This is a genomic window from Pontibacillus yanchengensis Y32, from assembly GCF_000770635.1.
In the GTDB taxonomy this organism is placed as follows: domain Bacteria; phylum Bacillota; class Bacilli; order Bacillales; family BH030062; genus Pontibacillus; species Pontibacillus yanchengensis.
Genome location: NZ_AVBF01000052.1, coordinates 1 through 18,151, shown reverse-complemented (window position 1 = coordinate 18,151; position 18,151 = coordinate 1). Strand labels below are relative to the sequence as shown.

The window sequence follows — 18,151 nt, the reverse complement described above, 5'->3', positions numbered from 1 at the left end:
CACACCAACAAAAAACCAGCCTCTCCTCCACGGAAAGGCTGGTTTACTACATTAAATCCCTTTGATCTTATCTAATCGGTGGGTAATCTTCTTCACTGCTTTTTCAATAAATTTCTCTTGTTGCTTTTTCGCATAGTGTTTTTGCATTTTGTTCAATTCCCGCTCTACTTGATCGGCGAATACATTTAATTTCTTCTCATCCGATTTTTTCATAGAGTCGTTCATAAAAGTTGACACGAGGTGTTCACGGATGTTTGTTGGTGTTTTCTCGTCAGCACGTACCGCTTCCACATAGGAGTTTGCTACCTCTTCAGCTGTTGCGTCTCCCTCTAAGAAGTCCTCCGTTGGGGTGGATTCGACAATTCGAGTTATGGTTAGCTGCATGTCTTTTGTATTTTTACCTATTGCTCCACTGTCGCCATTAAAGATCTCGGTTTTGTTTTCCTCAGAAGGTTCGATATGAATATCAATCGTATTCTCCCCTTCTTGTAAGGACACTTCATGGCTGAAGCTCATGTCATCTTGAACTGCTACGGATTCCCCATTGATCGTTAGGTTTCCTTCTTTGATCGCATTTCCTTCTACGGTCACGGATTCTTGCGTTGTTTCCATGCCATCCGTTGGGGAACTTACGACAACTGGCATATCGATCCAACGTAAAATTTCGTCTTCTACGACCATCTTATTGTTGCCCTGGTTCTCGACGACAACTTTCATGTCAGTGCCTTCAGCGCCATAACCGTAATAACTGATATCATCATCTGATTTGTCAGCTCGTGTATGATCGGCTAGGCCCTCTTGATCCCACGAACCATTTTTCACGTATTTATAGGTAATTTCTGTACCTTCTTGCACCTCTGTTGTGTATTCCCAATCCGGTGTTACGGCACCATTTCGGGACATTTCCCATGCACCTGTGTTCCAGCCATTCAAGCTTCCTGGCATCGTTACCGTTGCACCGAGTGGCGTGTAATCTGGGGCATGAACTTTAAATGTCACTTCCACCATCACAATGTCTGGTGTTACTTCCACAGTATTGGATTCTACGACATTTCCAGCCTGGTCAAAAAGCTTCACCTGGTACGTGTAGGTTTCGCCATTCACGACATCATAGTCTGTAAAAGAGGTTTTTGATGCATCTTTTATGCGTTCCACCAATTTTCCATCACGGACGATGCCGACCATATAACTGTCATCCGCTTGTTGCTCATAACTCCAGTTCAGGTTCACTTGACCCGATTCCTTCGTTGGTTGCTCTAACTGAACAGCATCTGCTGGTGGAGTGGTGTCTTCACCTTTTGATAGCGTGAACGTTTTCGGATTTTCGGTATAAATCCATGATGCTCCTAAATCACTTGAAAAAGCCATTCGATAGGAATACTCGTCTGCTTCTATTGGTGAAAAGGATGCTTTATACACATTGTTATTTCCTTCTTGGCCTGTATATATAGCATCATAGTCTGTCCATTCTTCGTCACCAGATTGCTTCACTTGTAGCTTTGCGATGACTCCTTGGGCTTGATCCTGATTCGTTGCACCTTCTATATACAGCTGACCTGTAACGTCAAAACTTGTCGCTAAGTCTAACGTCTGATCAGAGACATCTGTTAGACTACCTGCCCATGCATCACTTAAATCATAATGCGGAACAACTTCCTTCGTTTCCGCTGCAGCTGACGCATTTCCAGCTTCATTAACTGCTTTAATGGCAAAATAGTACGCTCGGCCATTTTCCAAGCCTTCTACTGTAAAGCTCGTCCCTTCCGTTGTCCCTACTTTTTCATAAAAAGAGCCTTTAATATTCGTCTGATACACGTCGTATTCGACAGCCTCTGTTGCAGAAGCACCCCATTCAAGGGTAGCAGCACCTTCGCTCGCAGCTGCAGTCACATTCTTTGCAGGTTCTGGCTTTGATGCTACGGTATCGGCCATCAGCATGCGACCACTCATTTGTGCTACATCAACGGTTACCGTTCCTTCGTTCACATCAACGCTGTACTCACTAGCTAGTGCGTCCGTTAAGGAAGTACCGTTCGCCAAACTATTTTTTACATCTATCGTTACAGTTTTGTCAGAGTTACCACGGTTCACGATAATCAACCCTGCTTGTTCCCCGTTTGTACGAGTGTACGCCATCACATCTCCATCTGCATACACATGGTTCAGATCTCCATGTGCTAAAAGATCCGCGTAGTTCGTTCGCACTTCGCCTACGTTTTGATAATGCGTGACAAGCTCTTGATCTTCATCACCCCATGGGTACGTACGGCGGTCATCTGGGTCCTTCGAGCCTGTCACACCAGCTTCATCTCCATAGTAAATTGTTGGTGCTCCTGGATATCCCATTTGGAAAATAGCCGCTAACTTAAGGCGCTGTTTTCCTAACTCATAACTGTAGCTTGAATCGTATTCCGCGCGCTCTGCAGATTCTGTCCCTCCGCCTAAAAGAAAGATGGCGCGTGGCGTATCATGAGATCCCATTAAATTCATCAATGCATAATAGGCTTCGGATGGATAATCCTCTTTTACTGCCATTAGCGATTGCTCTGCACCTGATGCGTTCCCATTTTTCAAAAAGGACTCCACTGCTCCTCGGAAGCGATAGTTCATAACAGAATCATACTGATCGCCTAAGAAATATTTCGAAGCGTCATCCCAAATTTCACCTAAAATTAATGGCTTCTCACCTTCTTTTAACGTTTCACCCGTTCCAGCAAATGATGTTGCTTTTAATTCATCACGGAATTCACGCCAAAATTCAGGATCCACTTCGTTCGCTACGTCTAAACGCCAGCCAGATCCTCCTTTTTGAATCCATGATTTAGAAGCAGAATCTTCATCATACATAATGTAATTCGCGAACTTCTCGTTGTTCAGTTCACTATTGTAGGAAACGGTATCTCCAGGAATCGATTCAATTTCTGGCAAGCTATCAAAGCCCCACCAGCCTGTGTACTTGTAATGCTCATTTTCTGTGCCGACATTCACTTTTTCATTTTCAATGGCGAACCAATTATGGAAGCCATACGGACTAAAGGTTTGACCGTCCGCTTCGAAAAATTCCTTCGCTTGGGCCTTGGCTTCTTCTTCTGATAAGCCTTCTTCGTTCATAAGATCATAGATTTTCGACCAATATTCATAAGCGCCGACTGTTTGATATTTTCCATATCGGTCAAAATAAATCGAGTCATCTCCAACGTGGTTGAACACACCGTCTAGAATAAGGTGCATATCTCGATTGGCCAGTTCTTCTGCAAACGCCTGAAATTCTTCTGGCGTTCCAAACATTGGGTCGATGGATTTATAATCGGTCGCATCATATTTATGGTTCGATGCCGCGTGAGCAATCGGGTTCAGGTATAACGTGTTCACACCAAGGGATTCAATGTAATCCAACTTCTCTTGAATACCCTCGATATCTCCGCCAAAAAAGTCATTCGACCAGATTCCATCACCTGTATAATTTTCCGTTCCTTCTAAACGTGGGTTATCCGGAAGCTGCTCCCATGTGCGATCTTCAATCGGTTCCATACCACGTGCATATTCCTTATTATCATCATTGGTCGTATCCCCATTGTAGAAACGGTCCGGGAATATTTGATACACAACAGCTTCTTTCATCCAATCTGGCGTCTGGTAGCCTGGTTCAAATACGGTCAATTGAAAAAGACCGGCATTTTGATCAAAAGCTTGCCCTGTTCCACCTTGGGTCGCATCTTCTCCGTATTCTGCAGTTGTATTTTGATCCTTGGCAATAAACTTATATCCGTACACTCCTTTTTCCTCTGGAGTGAATGTCCCTTCCCAAAAATCTCGTTCCCCTAGACCTTCCACTGTGGTCCAAGCCTTCTTATCCATGGCAATACTATAGGAATTGCCAGTTTGATAGTTTTTTAAGTATAGAGTAGCGTTCGTGAGGTCACCTTTACCAGCTGCTAGTCGTAGCGTTACCTCTTCTCCTGCTGGAATCGCTCCAAATGGCTGGCGATAGGCATTCTCTCTTGTATTATGGAACAACTTGTCCTTAACAATAGAGCTATTTGATCCTTCTGGTGAGTAGTTCGTGGAGACTTCTTTCGTATCTGAGTTGTAGTAGAATGTAATTTCTGTATCGTTCAGCACGTTGAGGGTGGCATTCGTTGATGGATAAGCTTCATCCCAATTGTCACCTAAAGCTACTTTGTATTCGTAGTTTCCTTTTGGCACAACCGTTGTATATTCATAGATTCCATCAAAATTTTTATCATAGAAAAAAGCGGTCGAGGTTGCAGGTGACCATTCATCCCCCTCATCAATGGCAGGTTGAAGGCTTCCTACTAATCTAGGTTGCTTGTCATCGGAGATTGGATTGTAGTACTTCGAATTCGTAATCTTATGCGTCCCGTCATGATAATAGAATGTTACGGTCGTCTCCTCCTCTAAGGATAGAGTTAAATTCGATCCTCCAGGTTCACCATTATATCCATAGTTCTCATCCCAAGAACCATTAATGGCTACCTTATATTCATACTCCCCCGCAGGCAAAATTCCTTCAAACTTATAAAAATTATTCCCCATTGCAGTCATCTGGGTTGCTTCCGCAGAAGGGTCCCATTCTGAACTATGACCTAACTCATCTTGCAAACTCCCTACTAGAGTTACGGTTCTAGATGTCGATTCTTCCGCAGAAACACTCGACGTAATTGGCAGCAACGGTTGCGCAAACGTTTGCACAAAAAGCATAAAAATAAGCAACACCGAAGCCCACTTCAACTTGTCTCTCATCATCATTCCTCCTAGACATTTATGTGATAATCCTCAATCATGAGGGTATATCCGCTATGTAGAAACCGTCCCTTGTTATAGTGAAAGCGGTTTCATTAACTATACAATATCTTCCTGTTCGCCTACAAGGTAAGAAAGTACTAAAGCAACAGTGATTTTGTACCTAATTGACGAAATTTGATAGAGATTGGACTCTGCCGGGGATTTGTAGCTGAGACAGAGGATTGGTTTTAGCTAATTGAATTTATGTAATGATTGGTTTGAATTTGGTTAAGGGAAGGCCTAGAGTTCGGGCGCCAGGCGGCTTGCGAGCGAGTTTTGCGGATATCGGAGCGAGTTTTTTGAAATTGGAGCGGGAATCGAAAATTAGGAGCAACTTCTTCGATATTGGAGCGAGATTCGAAATATTGGAGCGATTGCTAGAATCGTAGCGTGTGTGCGGTGCCGAGAGCCACCACTGGATTCGAAACGGGTGTTCGGGCGGAAGAGCGAATCTCGGTTCCCGAGCGATATGGGGTTCGGAGCATATTTTCCCATTTCAGAGCAAAATTTCGAAATTGCGATCAACTTTTTCGATTTCCGAGCAAAATTTGAAATTTGCGATCATTTTTCGAGATTTCGGAGCAAATCGCCAATCCAGCGCCGCCTCCCTCCTCACTCCTGCCTATCCCCAAGCTCCCATCACCAGCCCAATCCACACAAAAAACCAGCCTCTCCTCCCAGGAAAGGCTGGTCATCCATCTAAATAATCTTATACGTATTCTTCGGTCGTCCTTTATTCCCGTAATTCGCTTCTATCTCTACTTCGCCCATGTCCACTAAGTAGTTTAAGTAGCGGTGGACGGTTTGGTAGGAGACGGGTAGCTCTTTTTGAATTTGGTTGATGGTTTTCGGCTCTGTTTGTTGGTTGAGGTGGCGTTTGATTTGACGCAATGTGTCCTCGTTAATGCCTTTTTCCACAAAGGCGGTTTGGGTATCATCCTGCATTTTGGCCATTTTCATGTTGAGCTTAATACGCGAGATTAAATCCGCTGCTTTAATTGGTTTTTGAGCGAAGTCGGTTGCGCCTGCTTCGGTGAATTGGGTAGCCAATTCCAATCGTTCATCTACCGTCAGAACAATAATCGGAACGTGGGAATCTATTTTTCTCAATTCCCTTACCGTCTGCAGGCCGTCCCATTCTGGCATATGATAATCGACCATGATGAGGTCGTGCTTGCCGGGATCATATGTGGCTACACCCATTTTTCCATTGGAGCATTCTTCAATACTCCATCCTCCAAATTCGCAAATTTCGCTAATCGTGAATCGTATATCTACATTATCATCAATAACCAGAATCATCTTCTTCGTCCTCCTTCTCACTAACAGGGATTTCAATCTTCACACGGGTGTACACGTCGGGTTCGCTTTCCATGGAAACGGTGCCTCCATGCTGATGGACAACGTTTTTCACAAAAGGTAGTCCAATACCTGAAGAGTTCTTCGTGCTGAAGCCTTCTTCCCAAATCGTTTCTAACCATGCTGCATCGATCCCTGGTCCATCATCTTCGATTAAAAAGTGAATGCTCTGCTCATGTTGTTCCACATCCAAATACAGATTTCCGCCCTCGTCCTTTAAGGAGCGCAGTGCATTTTCAAGTACATTCGATAACGCACGTGCAAAGCGGATTTTGTTAATGTACAGGTTTGGTAAATTTTCTTCCACTTGCATATGAAAAGCTATATCCGGATCCTCTTGCCGAACGTGGCTTCGTACATAATTGACGAGTTCCTGCACTTCCAGTTCTCGCTTTGTATCTTCATATAAAATTTCCGATACCATGTCCTTCATTTTTTCAAGCGATGTACTAATCCGTTCAAAATAGGACTGTGACTTCTCGTCTTGCACTTTTAAGGACAGCAAGGAAATTAATCCTTCCACGGTAACGAGTGGGGATTTCAAATCATGTACGAGGGAATGAATTTCCTTGTACACATTCGTTTCAATAAGCGCGCCCTTCGTTTCTCGTAATTCCTCCGTTTGTTGCTGATATTGCCTGGAAATCATTATTTGCTTACTAAATAAATGAAGCAACGTCGTGATGATAATCGCTATTAAGAAAAATACTCCGAATAATATCGTCGAAAAGGTGTTAAACAGCTTTTGATTGGTTAAATATTCATCGGTTATTTTCATGCTGACGGCAAAGTCATCTGTCCCAAATCCGAAATTACTAAGGGCTGGGATTAAATTCAGCCATTGCACGGAAAACAACATAAAGACGAGAATGAGCAAGAACGTGACATAAAAGTAGCGCTGTTTAGGGATGAAGTTCATTAAAAACAGCATAATGCCCAGCAATAAAAAGTGGATGATATAGGCGTAATGCTCGTGATACATACGGTTATACACCAACACACTCGCCAATACTATCCCACTAAACATCAGCTGATTCCAAATCGAGAAGAACCTTTTGGATAACGTATGGGAAATGACCATGGCTCCCATATAAATGAAGGAAAAGGTAATCGAGTACCAGGTAATATAGGAAAGAGCCGTCATGACGAGACGTCCACTGTCCGTGCTCTCGAGACTTATTTCTATATTTTCATAGATCCATGACGACCACTTCATCGATTGGACCGGGAAGAGAATGCCAAATAAAATGAGAAAGCAGCCTAGCGCTACGTACGCAATTTTTTTATCGTCTTTCATTCAGCACCCCTCCTCTACCGAAAGGCTGAATTGAATGGTGTACGGATATCATTCAATTCCTCCACAAGTGTTACAGGTATAGAATGTTTTTCAGCCAATCGCTGCAATTGAGTGCTTTGTTCCATTTGGCGTAATCCTATTACGTAATCAGCATAAGGGAGCGATTGCCGTAAAAATTCCCACGTATATTGATCATCACGGGCCGCTCCTCCTACGTGGACGACGATAATGGGAATTGGTTTTCGTTCTGCTTGTTGTAACAGCTTGTCTACTCGTTGTTTTTCTTCTTCAATGCTCCGATACGTTTGATTTAACCCATGTGGACTATATCCTGTCACCAACACGAGCGTTTCGTATTCGTATAAATCCGTTGATAAGGCTCGTGGACGGTAATCCGTTTCGAAGTGAAGGTCTTTTGTCACATAGGAGAAAACTTTTCCTTCTGTGGCCTGACCAGCAGAAGTGATCAGAATCGGCTCTTCTCCAATAGGCGCAGGGAGATTTGGCCATGTGTACTTTGTCTCTGGGGACACACTTCGTGACTGGAGAAGAATCGTACCAATAGAGATAAGCAATAATATAATAGCAATCGAATATTTCTTCATCCTTCTCCCCCCTTTTTTCCATGACTTATACACTTTAACACATAAACGCACAAAAAGGATAAAGTTTTTGAACTTTACCCTTTAGTGTATCGTATTCTTCTGATGTTTGGAATCACTTTTACGAAATTTCCTACTATTGCTTTAATCGTGGATCAAGGGCATCTCGTAGCCCATCTCCAAGTAAGTTGAAGCCTAACACAACGAATAGAATCGCTAGACCAGGGAAAGTGATGACCCATGGAGCTGATTGTAAGGCAGCACGTCCAGCATTTAGCATCGCACCCCATTCAGGTTTTGGCGCTTGTGCCCCCAGACCCAGGAAGCTTAAGCCGGCCGCATCTAAAATCGCTGTACCAATGCTTAATGTCGTTTGGACAATAAGTGGAGCCATCGTATTTGGAAGCACATGTCGGAACAGAATCCGGCCATTTTTTACTCCCGTAGCATGCGCGGCTTCCACAAATTCTTTTTCTTTTACAGACAGAACAGTCGAACGAACGATTCTAGCAAAGTGGGGAACTCCTACAATTCCAACCGCTATCATCGCGTTCGTAAGACCACGTCCCATTACAGCAACCATCGCAATCGCTAATAGAATACTAGGAAAAGCCATAAGAATGTCGATAAAGCGCATAATCACCATATCGACCCAGCGCCCAACATAGCCGGCAATTCCGCCTAGAAGAACACCAACCACTCCAGAGATTCCCACGGCAATGACACCAATTTGAATGGAAATCCTTGCACCATACACAATGCGGCTAAAAATGTCGCGACCCAGTGCGTCTGTTCCTAGCCAATGCTTTGCGGATGGCGATTGATAACGATCAATTACAGATCCATCATCTACTGGATGGTAAGGGGCGATTAATGGTGCAAAAATCGCTACAATAATAAGCAAGGTAATAATGATTAAACCGATTAGTGATGTTTTACTTTTGACGATCCGAGATAAAGCGTCCTTCCATAAGCTTGTTTCCTTAGGAGGAGCTTTTCCAATCTCAGCCTCCATCTCTTGATTTGCCTGTTGCATTTCTGCTGACATAGGTGCTCAACTCCTTTCTTAGTCAAAACGAATTCTCGGATCAATATACTTGTATAGAATGTCCGTTAATAGATTAATAAATACGAACATCACAGCTACAACTAAAATGGTACTTTGAACAACTGGATAATCTCGTCCAAGAATAGCCTGTAATACATATCGTCCAACACCTGGCCAAGAGAAGATGGTTTCCGTTAGCACCGCTCCTCCGAGTAAAAAGCCAAATTGTAGGCCAATAACAGTTAAAACAGGTAAAAACGCATTTTTTAACGCATGTTGAAAGACAACTAGATAACTAGCCAGCCCCTTCGCATTTGCTGTACGAATGTAATCCTGATTCAATACTTCGAGCATACTCGAACGAGTCATACGCGCGATAATGGCCATGGGAATGGTACCGAGCGCAATGCCTGGCATTAACAAATGCGTAACCGAATCTTTAAAGGCTGTCCAATTCAGCGTTAAAATACTATCTAAAATGTAGAAGTTCGTGATGGTATCTAGCTCCACACCTGTCGATAATCGTCCGGATGGTGGCAGCCACTGCAGCGTTACCGAGAATAGCATAATCATCATAAGCCCTAGCCAAAATATTGGAATCGAGACTCCGAATAAAGCCCCGGTCATACTCAGATTATCAAACCAGGAGTACTGCTTCACAGCTGCAATCACACCAGCCAGTACCCCGACCACAGTCGCTATGAAAATCGCAAATAAACTCAATTCCATTGTGGCAGGAAGACGATTTTTCAACTCTTCTCCAACAGGATTATTCGATTTTACAGATTTGCCTAAATCCCCTTGTAACGTTGAAGTTACAAACCTTCCATATTGGACGAGGTAGGGATCATTAAGTCGTAGCTCTTCCCGCAATTGCTCTAGTTGTGCTTCATTGGCTTTATTTCCGAGCATACTTCGAGCTGGATCACCGGGAATCATATGTAACAAGGAAAAGGCAATAATGGAAACGCCTAATAACACAGGTATGATCATGACTAATCTACGAATAATATAATTCAACATGTTCTATCCCTCCCTTTCAACAGGATGCGAAGCGCTACCTTTTTTAGAAAAAGGGAGGAAAAGGAACCTTATTTACTAGATTCCTTTTCTCACCTCATTGCTGTAGCCTACTTCTTCATGAGATTACTTCAATTTAACGTGGTTGAAGGCTTCTGAACCTGTTGGATGTGGTACATACCCTTCAATGTATTCCTTCGCTACAACTGGTGGTGTTGTATGTGCAATTGGAACCCAAGGAGCATCTTCATGAATGATTTTTTGTGCTTCTTTGTAGTACTCTGTACGCTTTTGTTGATCCATTTCTGTTTGTGCTTTCGTTAGTAGATCATGAACTTTGTCGTTTTTGTAGAATGCGATATTTCCGGCAGAACCTTTTTTCGCGTTGTCTTTGTCTAATAGAACGTATAGGAAGTTATCCGGGTCACCATTGTCACCAGTCCAACCTAGGAATGCCATGTCATGCTCGCCATTTTGTGTTTTTGTTAAATGAGATTCCCATTCGTTTTCGACAATCTCAACGTTCACGTTTACTTCCTTCAACATTTGCTGAATAGCTTGAGCTGTTACTTTTGGCTGTGGCATGTAAGGACGTGGATTGGACATTGTGTAAAGCGTAATGTCGACTCCGTCGCCATAACCAGCTTCAGCTAGTAGTGTTTTCGCTTTTTCCGGATCATAGCCGTAAGGGTCAATGGAATCATTGTAGCCCCAGATGCTTGGTGGAAGTGGGTTCTTCGCGTTCTTACCAAGTCCTTCGAAAAGCTTGATCAAGTTGTCTTTATCAATTGCTAGATTAATAGCCTTACGTACTTTTTCATTCGACATTGGACCTTCTTTGTCCGTGTTCATCGCCATGTACCCAACGTTCATGGAAGGACGACGCAGGATTTGAAGATCCTGATTATCTTCCGCTGTACCAAGGTCCTGTGGGTTTAAGCCTTTCATCATGTCGATGGAACCAGATTGAAGTTCCATGAAACGTGCTCCGTTATCCGGAATTACTCGGAAAACGACTTTATCTACGTCCGCTTTCTTACCAAAGTACTCTTCGTTTTTGGAAAGTTCGATTTTATCGCCTTGTGTCCAAGATTCAAATTTAAATGGTCCCGTACCGACTGGGTTTTTGAAGTAGTTTTCGCCATGCTCTTTAATCGCATCAGGGCTTGCGATTGCAAATGGTGGCATCGCTAGTGTAGAAAGGAATGGAGCATTCGGCTTTTCAAGGGTGAACTTAACCTCGTAGTCCCCTGTTGCTTCAACCTTTTCAATGATACCGCCCATGTCATCTTCACTTGCTCCGAACATGTAGCCGTAATAAATAAAGTCACCAGATTCTGTCCAGCGCTCAAAGTTGTAGACAACGTCTTCCGCTGTAAAGTCGGTACCATCATGGAATTTCACATCTTCGCGTAGCTTGAATGTGTACGTTTTACCGTCATCACTGATGGTCCACTTTTTTGCAAGAGAAGGTTCTACTTCTGTTCCTTCTTGTTTGTACTGTACTAATGTGTCATAGATTTGCTGTGTTACATAAATAGACTCACCATCGGTTACTTTCGATGGGTCTAATTGTTGAGAGTCTGCCCCTCTACCAAAAACTAGTGTGTTATCTTCCCCTGAATTGGATGATGCTTCTTCACTATCTTCGCTACCTTCATTGTTGTTGGAAGAGGATCCTTCTTCTCCACCACTCTCACTTGAGCAACCAGCTAGAGCTAGTACGACAAGTAAACTCATAGCTAACAACGTTCGCCATACATGTTTTTTCAATTGAATATCCCCCTATTGTTTATAATAAGTTGCAGATTACCCGGATACAGGCTCCTTCACAACTTCGTTCACTAAATGACAAGCTGCCTGATGATCTCCTGTTGAGACATCTTTTAGCTTTGGATGCTCCACCTTGCACTGTTCCTCCGCAAACGGACAGCGGGTGTGGAATTTACATCCTTGCGGTGGATCAGATGGGCTAGGTAAATCTCCTTCTAGCATGATCCGGTCGCGTTTTTTGTGTGGGTTGGCTTCTGGGATAGCTGATAACAGCGCCTGTGTATAAGGGTGTTTTGGATTTTTATACAGCTCTTCCACTTCCCCAACCTCGACAATTTCACCTAAATACATAACTGCAACACGATCACTAATGTGATGAACCACACTCAGGTCGTGGGCAATGAATATGTATGTGAGGTCAAATTCTTTTTGCAAATCTTCCATGAGATTCACGACCTGAGCCTGGATCGATACATCCAGCGCTGACACGGGTTCATCACAAATGATGAGTTCTGGATCGAGCGAAAGAGCTCGTGCAATCCCGATTCGCTGACGCTGCCCTCCACTAAACTGGTGGGGGTAGCGATGTTTATGGTAAGGACTAAGTCCGACCACGTTTAGTAATTTTTCCACTTTCGGCTTTCGTTCACTTGCAGGAACTTTGAAGGCGCGCATGGGCTCTTCAATGATTTGTTCAACGGTCATCCTCGGATTTAAGGATGCATATGGATCCTGGAAAATAATCTGGATTTCTTTCCTGAGTTGGCGAAGTTGTTCTCCTTTATAATGAGCGATGTTTTGGCCTTTATATTTAACTTCACCTTCTGTTGGCTTGATTAAGTTCAAAATCGAGCGTCCTGTCGTGGATTTCCCACAACCACTCTCTCCAACGAGACCAAGCGTTTCTCCTTTACGAACATGAAAAGAAACCCCATCCACTGCTTTAACAGCTCCAACTTGTTTTGGGAGTATAGCTCCTTTTTTAATAGGAAAGTGCTTTTTCAGATTATTTACTTCGAGTAAGTTTTGGGTCATTTTACTGCCACCTCTTCCTCTTCATACAACAAGCACCTTACCTGGTGTCCAGCGCTTTCCTCTTTGAAGTCAGGATCCTTGCTTTGGCACTTGTCCATCGCATGCTTACAACGAGGAGCAAAGCTACATCCTTCTGGTAAAGCTCGTAAATCAGGTGGAAGTCCTTTAATTGCTTCCAGTCGTTCTTGCCTGTTTTCCATATTCGGAATCGATCCTATTAAGCCCCACGTATAAGGATGCTTTGGATGATCGAAAAGCTCCGTCACCTCAGCAAACTCCACTGGCTTCCCAGCGTACATAACCATCACCCGGTCACAAACTTCCGCTACAACACCAAGGTCGTGCGTAATCATGACAATCGCCATGCCTAGTTCCTTCTGAAGGCGTCCCAACAACTCAAGAATTTGAGCCTGAATGGTAACGTCCAGTGCCGTTGTCGGTTCGTCTGCAATCAACACCTCTGGGTCACACGATAAGGCGAGCGCGATCATCACTCTCTGCCTCATCCCCCCACTAAATTCATGTGGATAGCTTTTCAAACGGCTGCGTGGTGACGGGATACCAACTAACTCTAGTAATTCTACCGCCCGATCGATGGCTTGCTTTTTGGATACATTTCGGTGAGCCCGTATCGTCTCGACCATTTGCTTTTCGACTGTAAAAACGGGATTCAAGGATGTCATCGGATCCTGAAAAATCATTGAAATCCGATCGCCACGAATGGAGCGCATCTCCTTTTCCGATTTAGCCAGCAAGTCCTCCCCTTTAAAGGTAAGACCACCCTCGACGATTTTTCCTGGTGGGTCCTTGATTAGTCTCATGATCGACATCGCGGTAATACTTTTACCAGAACCCGACTCCCCAACAATCCCAAGCGTCTCGCCAGGCTTCACACTAAAACTAACGCCATCTACTGCTTTTACTACGCCTGATTTCGTAAAAAAGTGTGTATGTAAGTTATCGACTTCTAAAATAGGCTCCTGCTCCATGAAACTCCCCCCTCATATGAACAAGATTGGAACAAAATGCGTTGTGTCCGTTTTAATTTTCTGTATATTTTGAATTTAATGAATAATTATTATGGTTAACATTATTACAGAAGATGTGACAATTTTGTGTTTTTTCTCATTTTTCTTAAATAAATATTACGGTGATGTAAAATTAGTGTAAATTTTTTGGGTGAGCTGGGGGGGTTTGGAGCGACTTTTTTAAATTTGGAGCGGGAATTGGGATATTGGAGCAACTTTCTCTAATTAGGAGCGAGATTTCGGATATTGGAGCGACCCGCAAATTGGGGCTGGAAATTAAATGCATAAGAGCTTATCGCAATTTCCGACCGAGTGCGCCTGCGGTCCGAGCGACTTTTCAGTATTTGGAGCAACTTTTTCAAATTAAGAGCGGAAATTGAAATATTGGAGCGACTTTCTCGAATCAGGAGCGAGATTTCCAATATTGGAGCGACCCGCTGAATCGGTGGGATCCAATCGAAATCAACTTCCTTCCATTAGAATAAAGTACCCTTAACCAGTCAATCATGTGTAGAAGAATACATAGTTATATGCCTGTTCTCTTTGTTGTTTTGGAAATATACGATACAATGTCAGTATTGCAATAGAAGCGTGCAGGAAAAGGGGTATTGGTCATGATTGATCTAACAGCGCCAGAAGTGTTGGAGCTTAGTGGTTGGACGATGTATCAGCGCGGTGCACAATATTATCAAGATGGGGCCGTGACTCGTATCAATCGGTATGGTACATCTGATAATCGTCACACCCATATTTTTGCTGAAGTAAAAGGGACTCGCAGCTGGCCTTACGAGGTGCAGCTATCTTTTTCGAAGCAACATGGGTCGTTTGAAAATGGGCAATGTACATGTCCAGCTTATACAGACGGGACATCTGTTTGTAAGCATATGGTGGCTGCGCTATTCGAAACGATAGAGCAATTCACGAATAACAAAACGGTTTGGAACAAGCGAACCGCTGAAACGAAAATGGAGACTAAAACCGAACCCACCAACCATGATATTCAACAGGCTTCTTCCTTTGTAGATGAGCTGTTAGACCAAGTCACAGTTCAGGAATCGTTGTTTTCTACACCGAAGGAGCCCCTCTATATACAATTTGAGCTAGAAGGAATGTTCTCTCGTTATTCGGCACCGGAGGACCTGGAATTATCCATTAAAGCAGGGACGTCGCGCCTTTATGTTGTAAAAGATCCAGGTGCTTTCATTGATGCATGGTATAACCGAGAACCTCTTTATTTCACCCAACATTACACATACGATCCGGAGCAACAAGTCATGACAGAAGAAGATGCAGAAGTGTTCCGCCATTTGCATCCGCTTATTAAAAGCCAACAATTTTTTGCGGAAAACGATTATTATCGAAGCAGTGCCAAGAAGAGCATTCATATTCCCAACCATTTCGTAGAGCAACTTTTCACCCTATTAGAAGAATGCGATGCCGTGGTGCTGAAGCGATATAAGGACGAATTTCCATTCCGCGTTATTCCGAATACGTTTCCAGAGGAGTTTGTGTTATCAAAAGAAGATGATCATTATTCCTTATCGATTAAGGACAATGGGTTTACGAGTAAGCAAATCGCCCAATCCCCTTACTTCATTAAAAATGAGACCATCTATAAAGTGGACGCAGCGCTCCAAAACACAGTGATCCCACTTTATAATCATCTGGAAAACCAGCGCGACAACAGCCAGGTGTTTCAGCAGGAGCACATCGAGCAACTAGCTGGCACGGTATTTCCGGTCCTTGAAGCGCATAATTTACTTGAGGTCGACAATTCCATTTCTACTCAGCTAAAACGTTATGACTGTAATCCAAAAATGCAACTGGAGCGACATGAGAACATGCTTCAAGCTCAGCTTGTTTTTGAATATGGGGATGAAAAAATCAATCCATTTCAGCGCAGTCGTCAGCATCCGGAGCAAATGATCTCACGAAACATGAACAAGGAACGGCAAATCATGAATCTGATTGAACAGGCAAATTTCCACTGGAATGGCGAGGTATTATCGCTTAGTGGCAGTCAGGATCTAGGTCAATTCTTTTATCAAATCCTTCCTGAACTCGAGAAGCGTGCCGAAGTTATGAAATCGGAAGCTGTCGATGAGATGTACAATGAATTGCCAGACGATATCCCTCTCTCCTTAGATGTGGATGAAAGCTATGGCTGGTTTGAGGTCCGCTTCCCTACAGAGGATCTATCAGATGATGAAATTGCTTCCCTTTTTAAAGCGTTGCGTCAAAAGCAGTCGTATCACCAATTTAATAACGGTAAAATCATTGATTTAGAGGAAGATACGTGGGAAAATACACGCTCTTTATTTGAGCAGCTCGACCTTGATACGGATGACATCCAGGATGGTGTGTTACATTTACCAAAATACCGTGCACTCCAGGTCGATACCTCAACTGGTGTCCAACAAAGTGAAGCGTTCAAGAAGCTCATTGAAGCAGTGAAGCATCCAGAAACGTTAAACGAAACACTTCCTGATGATTTGCAAGCCAACCTTCGTGATTACCAGTTGCGAGGATTCCAGTGGTTGCGCTCGCTTTCTCGTCATGGATTTGGTGGCGTACTTGCCGATGAAATGGGACTTGGTAAAACGTTACAAGGGCTGGCCTACATTTTAGCCGGGCGAAAAGAACGTCCTGACGCTCATCCGTTTCTCGTCGTCTCCCCTGCTTCCCTTATTTACAACTGGGAACAGGAAGCCGCTAAATTCGCACCAACGTTAAATGTGCACGTCGTGTCAGGTACGAAGGAAGAACGCCGCAAGCAAATTGAGGACTTAGAAGGTGCAGACCTAGTGATCACCTCTTACCCAATGATGCGCCGGGACGTGGAACAGTATCAGTCCTACTTTTTCCAAGGATTACTACTGGATGAAGCGCAGTCCTTTAAAAACCACGCTTCCCTAACGTACAAAGCTATTCGCGGCATTCGAGCGGAAACCGCATTTGCGCTAACTGGTACTCCTGTGGAAAATCGGGCAGAAGAGCTCTGGTCGCTATTTTCTGTTGTGATGCCAGGGTTGCTGTACGACCGAAAGACCTTTAAAGGAGTACCACAGCAGATGGTGCAGAAAAAGATTTCCCCATTTGTATTACGCCGAACGAAACAGGAAGTATTGAAGGAACTACCAGAAAAAATACAAACCGTACGATATACGGACCTAACAAAAGAACAGCGCCAACTTTATGTCGGCTATCTAAACGAAATACAACAGCAAACAAAATCCCAGCTCGAAGGCGAAGGATTGCAAAAGAATCGCATGCAAATCTTGAGCAACTTAACCCGTCTCCGCCAGCTATGCTGCCACCCTGGCCTGTTCGTGGAAAATTACGATGGACAATCGGGCAAGCTGGAAGAACTGCGTACCTTTATTCAGGAAGCGTACGAAAATGGTCAGCGCTTGCTGATTTTCTCCCAGTTCACATCGATGCTGGACTTGATTGCCCAGGTAGTCGAGGAAGAAAAACTGTCCTACTTTTATCTGGACGGTTCCACACCATCTCAAGACCGCGTCGATATGGCAACCCGCTTTAATGAGGGAGAAAACGATCTGTTCTTGATATCCCTAAAAGCAGGCGGAACCGGCCTGAACCTAGTTGGCGCTGATACCGTAGTCCTATACGACCTTTGGTGGAACCCAGCCGTCGAGCAACAAGCCGCCGACCGTGCCCACCGAATTGGACAAAAGAAATCCGTCCAAGTTGTAAAAATGATCGCCAAAGGCACCATCGAAGAAAAAATACAATCCTTACAAGAAAAGAAACAAAACCTATTCGACACCCTCATCCAATCCGGCGAAGGCAACCTCTCCGCCCTGACGGAAGACGATATTCGCGATATCTTGAGTATCTGATGATTGGGATGATAGGGAATCCACCTGCTACGGCAGGTGGATTTTTTTGTTGGTGTGGGGATGTGGAGTGAGCGGATATTATGGAGCGTATCGGGTGTATCAGGGGGCGATATGGAGGTGGGTAAAGCGTGATTTGTGTCTGTTGGCTGGCAATATGGGCGCAGATATCACGCGTGTCGGGGTGCGATATGTGCTTATGTGCTGGTAGTGCGGGCATACTGCGGGGCGATACGCGCTTATGTGCTGGTGGTGCGAGCATATCGCGCGGCGATACGCGCTTATATGCTGGTGTAGCGTGCATATCGTGCGGCGATACGCGC

General features: G+C 43.9%; 10 protein-coding genes. 1 reads left to right on the top strand and 9 read right to left on the bottom strand.

Features of this window, described 5'->3' with window-relative positions:
• Positions 1-51 precede the first annotated feature (51 nt).
• The 9 genes from N782_RS15575 to N782_RS15535 form a co-directional block, all read right to left on the bottom strand.
• On the bottom strand, positions 52-4,764 hold the full coding sequence (locus N782_RS15575; RefSeq protein WP_052111382.1) for a pullulanase X25 domain-containing protein: 4,713 nt from the start codon (positions 4,762-4,764) through the stop codon (positions 52-54).
• 741 nt (positions 4,765-5,505) lie between these two features.
• Complete coding sequence (locus tag N782_RS15570) at positions 5,506-6,108, bottom strand: response regulator (protein WP_036822197.1); 603 nt, start codon at positions 6,106-6,108, stop codon at positions 5,506-5,508.
• Positions 6,092-7,462: a sensor histidine kinase gene (locus tag N782_RS15565; protein ID WP_036822194.1), complete on the bottom strand. Its 1,371-nt coding sequence runs from the start codon at positions 7,460-7,462 to the stop codon at positions 6,092-6,094. Before N782_RS15565 ends, N782_RS15570 begins: the two co-directional genes overlap by 17 nt.
• A 14-nt stretch (positions 7,463-7,476) precedes the next feature.
• On the bottom strand, positions 7,477-8,067 hold the full coding sequence (locus tag N782_RS15560) for a DUF6305 family protein (RefSeq protein ID WP_036822192.1): 591 nt from the start codon (positions 8,065-8,067) through the stop codon (positions 7,477-7,479).
• Between the two features lie 133 nt (positions 8,068-8,200).
• Positions 8,201-9,112: a nickel transporter permease gene (gene nikC, locus N782_RS15555; protein ID WP_237582677.1), complete on the bottom strand. Its 912-nt coding sequence runs from the start codon at positions 9,110-9,112 to the stop codon at positions 8,201-8,203.
• Positions 9,113-9,130: 18 nt separating this feature from the next.
• Positions 9,131-10,135, bottom strand: coding sequence for an ABC transporter permease (locus N782_RS15550; protein WP_036822189.1), 1,005 nt, complete (start codon positions 10,133-10,135; stop codon positions 9,131-9,133).
• A 123-nt stretch (positions 10,136-10,258) separates the two neighbouring features.
• Positions 10,259-11,905: an ABC transporter substrate-binding protein gene (locus N782_RS15545; protein WP_338048266.1), complete on the bottom strand. Its 1,647-nt coding sequence runs from the start codon at positions 11,903-11,905 to the stop codon at positions 10,259-10,261.
• A 36-nt stretch (positions 11,906-11,941) separates the two neighbouring features.
• Entirely contained in the window at positions 11,942-12,940 is a 999-nt protein-coding gene (locus N782_RS15540) for an ABC transporter ATP-binding protein (protein ID WP_036822185.1), read from the bottom strand.
• The gene (locus N782_RS15535; RefSeq protein WP_036822182.1) at positions 12,937-13,929 is read right to left on the bottom strand and encodes an ABC transporter ATP-binding protein; all 993 of its coding nucleotides are present in this window, start codon (positions 13,927-13,929) and stop codon (positions 12,937-12,939) included. Before N782_RS15535 ends, N782_RS15540 begins: the two co-directional genes overlap by 4 nt.
• A gap of 653 nt (positions 13,930-14,582) precedes the next feature.
• Between N782_RS15535 and N782_RS15530 the strand changes: the two genes are divergently transcribed.
• Positions 14,583-17,831, top strand: coding sequence for a DEAD/DEAH box helicase (locus N782_RS15530; RefSeq protein ID WP_036822179.1), 3,249 nt, complete (start codon positions 14,583-14,585; stop codon positions 17,829-17,831).
• Positions 17,832-18,151: the final 320 nt, after the last annotated feature.

What these genes read in the sequence shown, in the direction of transcription:
- N782_RS15575 (WP_052111382.1), bottom strand. Translation starts at nt 4,764, where the DNA reads ATGAGAGACAAGTTGAAGTGGGCTTCGGTGTTGCTTATTTTTATGCTT.
- N782_RS15570 (WP_036822197.1), bottom strand. Translation starts at nt 6,108, where the DNA reads ATGATTCTGGTTATTGATGATAATGTAGATATACGATTCACGATTAGC.
- N782_RS15565 (WP_036822194.1), bottom strand. Translation starts at nt 7,462, where the DNA reads ATGAAAGACGATAAAAAAATTGCGTACGTAGCGCTAGGCTGCTTTCTC.
- N782_RS15560 (WP_036822192.1), bottom strand. Translation starts at nt 8,067, where the DNA reads ATGAAGAAATATTCGATTGCTATTATATTATTGCTTATCTCTATTGGT.
- nikC (WP_237582677.1), bottom strand. Translation starts at nt 9,112, where the DNA reads ATGTCAGCAGAAATGCAACAGGCAAATCAAGAGATGGAGGCTGAGATT.
- N782_RS15550 (WP_036822189.1), bottom strand. Translation starts at nt 10,135, where the DNA reads ATGTTGAATTATATTATTCGTAGATTAGTCATGATCATACCTGTGTTA.
- N782_RS15540 (WP_036822185.1), bottom strand. Translation starts at nt 12,940, where the DNA reads ATGACCCAAAACTTACTCGAAGTAAATAATCTGAAAAAGCACTTTCCT.
- N782_RS15535 (WP_036822182.1), bottom strand. Translation starts at nt 13,929, where the DNA reads ATGGAGCAGGAGCCTATTTTAGAAGTCGATAACTTACATACACACTTT.
- N782_RS15530 (WP_036822179.1), top strand. Translation starts at nt 14,583, where the DNA reads ATGATTGATCTAACAGCGCCAGAAGTGTTGGAGCTTAGTGGTTGGACG.